Source organism: Aeromicrobium sp. Root495, assembly GCF_001426755.1.
Lineage (GTDB): Bacteria > Actinomycetota > Actinomycetes > Propionibacteriales > Nocardioidaceae > Aeromicrobium.
The window spans coordinates 167235-170949 of sequence record NZ_LMFJ01000001.1 but is presented as its reverse complement, the minus strand read 5'-3'; the positions used below and the strand labels follow the sequence as shown (position 1 = coordinate 170949).

Below are 3715 nucleotides of genomic sequence, written 5' to 3'. Positions count from 1 at the left end.
ATGACCGCTCAACCGATCGACTCCCACCCCTTGGTGGCTGGTGTCTCGGTGCTGCACGCGGGACTGGACCGGATGGCGTTGGATGCGTGGTCGGGTCTGGAGCCGAGTGAGGTGCGGCGGTTGTCGGCCGAGCTGGCCCGGGCGAAGGCGCGGATCTCGGCGCAGGAGATGGCGGCGGCACGAGCGCTGGAGTCCGCCGGCACGGCCCGGAAGGCTGGCGCCACGTCCACCGGCAACCTGCTGGCGCGCGACTTCGGAGGCGACGAGGCTGCCGGGCACCGGCTGGTCAAGACCGCCGCGAAGCTGGCCAAGACCACCCACACCCAGGACGCCCTCGCGCGGGGTGAGGTGACGTTCGAGCAGTCCTCGGTCATCGCGACCGGTCTGGACAAGCTCCCGGGTGATGTCACCGAGACCCAGCGCGACCTCGCCGAGCGGACGTTGCTCAAGGATGCGGAACGGCTGACCATCCGGGACCTGCGCCGGCGGACCGACCGCCTCATGGACGTCTACGCGGCCAAGCCCGACGTCGACGCCCACGAGAACAACCTCCTGATCGACCGGGAGCAGGCCGCGCGCCGGAACGCTTCGTTCGTGATGTGGGACAAGAAGAACGGCATGCACGGGTTCAGGGGCGAGGTCCCGGAAGCCGAGGCCGTCATGCTCCGCACGGCCCTCGAGGCTCTGGCCGCGCCGTCCCGCGCCCACCTCACCGACCCTGATGCGACGTTGGGGCCGGTCCCGGAGGACGTCGGCGACCCGGCCCACCGGATGGGCCGCGCGTTCACAGACCTCTGCTCCCACCTCCCGGTCGAGGAGCTGCCGTCCAACGGAGGCGTAGGAGCCCAGGTCGTCGTCACCCTCGAGCACCAGACCCTGATCGACGGCATCGCGCCGGCGACCTTGAGTGACGGCACCAGACTTTCCGCGTCACAGGCCAGGAAGCTCGCCTGCCGAGTCGGGATCATCCCCATGGTCCTCGACGGGACGTCACTGCCCACCGAGTACGGACAGTCCAAGCGGTACTTCACGAAGCATCAACGGATCGCCCTGGCCAACAGAGACGGCGGGTGCTCCTTCCCCACCTGCGACAGGCCACCGGAATGGACCGAGGCCCACCACCTCACCCCCTACTCCGTCGGCGGAAAGACAGACCTGCAGGACGGCACCCTGCTCTGCACGAGGCACCACCACCACGTCCACGACCACCACTGGGAGCACCGGATCGCCGCCGACGGACACGTCGAGTGGAGACCACCGGGCAGCTCGGCGTGGCAGCGGAACTCGCGGCACCGAGCATGACCGGGACCCCGTCAGGAACCGGTGAAGACCGGACGTCGCTTCTCCACGAACGCCAGCTTGCCCTCACGGTGGTCGGCGCTCTCGCGGAGCTCTGCCCAGGTCGTGGCCTCCCGGGCCAGCTGCTCGCGCAGGGCCGGGAGCACCGAGGCGTTGAGCAACGCCTTGGTCGCGGCGTACGACCGGGTGGGGCCGCCTGCGAGCCGCTCGGCCAGGGCGGTCGTGGTCGCGTCGAGGTCGGCGTCGGGCACGACCCGGTCCACGAGGCCCCATTCCGCGGCGTCGGAGGCGGGGACCTTCTCGGCGAACGTCATCATCTGGGCGGCCCGTCCGATGCCGACCCGGGCCGGCAGGGTCGCGGTGATGCCGCCGTCGCCCGACAGGCCCACGCGGGCGAAGGCCAGGAGGAAGGAGGCAGACTCGCCCGCCACGACGAAGTCCGAGGCCGCGGCCAGGGAGACCCCGACTCCGGCGGCCACGCCCTGGACGCGGGCCACGACAGGCTTCGGCATCTCCCGCAGGGCCAGGACCGCCGGGTTCACGATGTCGCCGAGGATGCTCTCGCCCTCGGCGAGGCCGCCCTGGGCGCGCAGGTCCCAGCCCGAGCAGAACGCGCGTCCGGAGGCCGAGACCACCACCACCCGCACGGTGGGGTCGTCGGCCGCCGCCTCCAAGGCGTCACGAAGGGCCCGGCCGAGACCGGGGTCGAGCGCATTGAGCGCGTCGGGCCGGTCGAGGCGGAGCTCGAGGACGCCGTCCACGAGCGTCACCGCGAGCGGGCTAGTGCTGGTGCTGGTGCTCGACATACAGAGCCTCCTGGGCGAAGGTCGCGACGCGGCGGCCGGACTCCGACCACATCCGTCCGCGGTAGGTGTAGCGCTCCGACGTCGCCGCCTCGAGCTCGGTCTCCACGAGCCAGCGGTCCTGGGGCGACTGCAGGTCGTGGAACCACATCACGTGGTCCAGGCTCGGACCGGGCTCCACGTGGTCGTCCCAGCCGGGCGAGTCCGGTGTGGTCAGGTCGGAGACGAAGGCCTGGGCACAGGCCCGGGCCAACGGGTCGGGGGCCACCGGGGCGTGGAAGCCGACCCAGAGCCGGCCCGGAGGGGTGCGTTCCGTCGGCACGGGCTCCTGCGTGTGGACGAGGGCGGGGAAGCGGCTGGCCCGCTCGACGCCGTCGGTGGGGCGGGGCAGGTCGTCCCGGTCCGACGACGTCACCGTCGACGCGGCGTGGAACGAGGCGGAGGCGGTCAGGATCGCCTTGCCGGCCTGCCAGGCGGTGACGCGGCGCGCCGAGAACCGTCGGCCGTCGAGGTCGCGGTCCACGCGGAACACCACCGGTCGTGTCTCGTCGCCGGGACGGAGGTAGCGGCACTGCAGCGAGTGCGGCAGCCGAGCGTCGTCCACGGTGCTGCCGGCCGCGGCCAGGGCCTGGGCCGCGACCTGCCCGCCGTAGAGGGCCTTGAGGCCGGCCGACTCGAAGGTCGAGCGGAAGACGTTGGTGTCCACGCGCTCGAGGTCCACGAGCTCGGCGAAGGTGGAGCCGGGGGCGAGGAGATCAGTCACGAGCTGTCCCGTCATGCGCTGCGCACGGCGCCGGGGAACCAGCCCGAGCGCTGCAGGGCGTGGGCGACCTGCTTGGTGCGCAGGCCCAGGTCGGGCAGCACCACACCGAGGTCGTCGAGGGTGTCCACGTCGATCCGCGAGCGCAAAGGCGCCTCGGTGAGGCCGCGGTGGCCCCGCTTGCTGTGGGCCATGGCCGAGCCCTCGCCGTAGGCGGCCGAGAGCGAGCAGCCCTGGAGGGCCGTCAGGATCGTGGTGCCCGTGCCTGCGGCGTCGGGAACGAAGCCCTTCTCCCGCGAGGCCGCGGCACGCAGCACCGCGTCGAGGTCACCGGGCTGCAGCGCAGCGAGGTCGGACGGCACCACGGCCACGCCATCGGCCCGGCGGTGGGTGCCGAGCCAGCGAGCGGCCTGGGTGACGCCCTGGTTGAGCGGGTCGGCCCACAGGAACGGTCGGTCACGCAGCACGGTGGCGCCGGCCGACCGGGCGTGCGCCGTCATCTCGTCGTCGACGGTCACCACGACGACGGTGCGGACGCTCTCGGCGAGCCGGATGCTGTCGAGCACGTCGAGCGCCATGGCGCGGGCCAGCTCGGCCCGGGCGGCCGGGGTGCACTGGAGACGCGACTTGGCCACGCCGAACGGCTTGACCGGCAGCACGATGGACCACATCGGGACGACGGTGTCCATGTCAGCGATCCGCGGTGGCCAGGGCGAAGGAGCCGGCGGGCGGGGTGACACCGTTGTCGCGGCACCAGGCACCCGGGTCGCGCTGCGCCTTGCGGCGCACGCCGTCGGTGGTCTCCAGCTGCATGGGCACGGGCGGCAGCGGCGGCATCTCGATGCCCTGCTCC

At 72.6% G+C, this 3715-nt stretch carries 4 protein-coding genes; 1 reads left to right on the top strand and 3 read right to left on the bottom strand.

Annotated features, from left to right (window positions below):
- On the top strand, nt 1-1302 hold a 1302-nt coding region (locus ASD11_RS00900; RefSeq protein WP_156464518.1), incomplete at its 5' end, for an HNH endonuclease signature motif containing protein.
- A gap of 11 nt (nt 1303-1313) precedes the next feature.
- Here the strand turns inward: ASD11_RS00900 and ASD11_RS00895 are convergent.
- From ASD11_RS00895 to cofC, 3 genes are read right to left on the bottom strand one after another with little or no spacing between them, the layout of a single operon-like run.
- Nucleotides 1314-2105 carry an enoyl-CoA hydratase-related protein gene (locus ASD11_RS00895; RefSeq protein ID WP_056282013.1) on the bottom strand — a complete coding sequence of 264 codons (792 nt, stop codon included), beginning with the start codon at nt 2103-2105 and terminating at the stop codon, nt 1314-1316.
- Complete coding sequence (locus ASD11_RS00890) at nt 2080-2865, bottom strand: acyl-CoA thioesterase (protein WP_162246449.1); 786 nt, start codon at nt 2863-2865, stop codon at nt 2080-2082. The genes ASD11_RS00895 and ASD11_RS00890 overlap by 26 nt, the downstream gene beginning before the upstream one ends.
- Nucleotides 2866-2876: 11 nt before the next feature.
- Nucleotides 2877-3551, bottom strand: coding sequence for a 2-phospho-L-lactate guanylyltransferase (gene cofC / locus ASD11_RS00885; RefSeq protein WP_056282009.1), 675 nt, complete (start codon nt 3549-3551; stop codon nt 2877-2879).
- Nucleotides 3552-3715 lie beyond the last annotated feature (164 nt).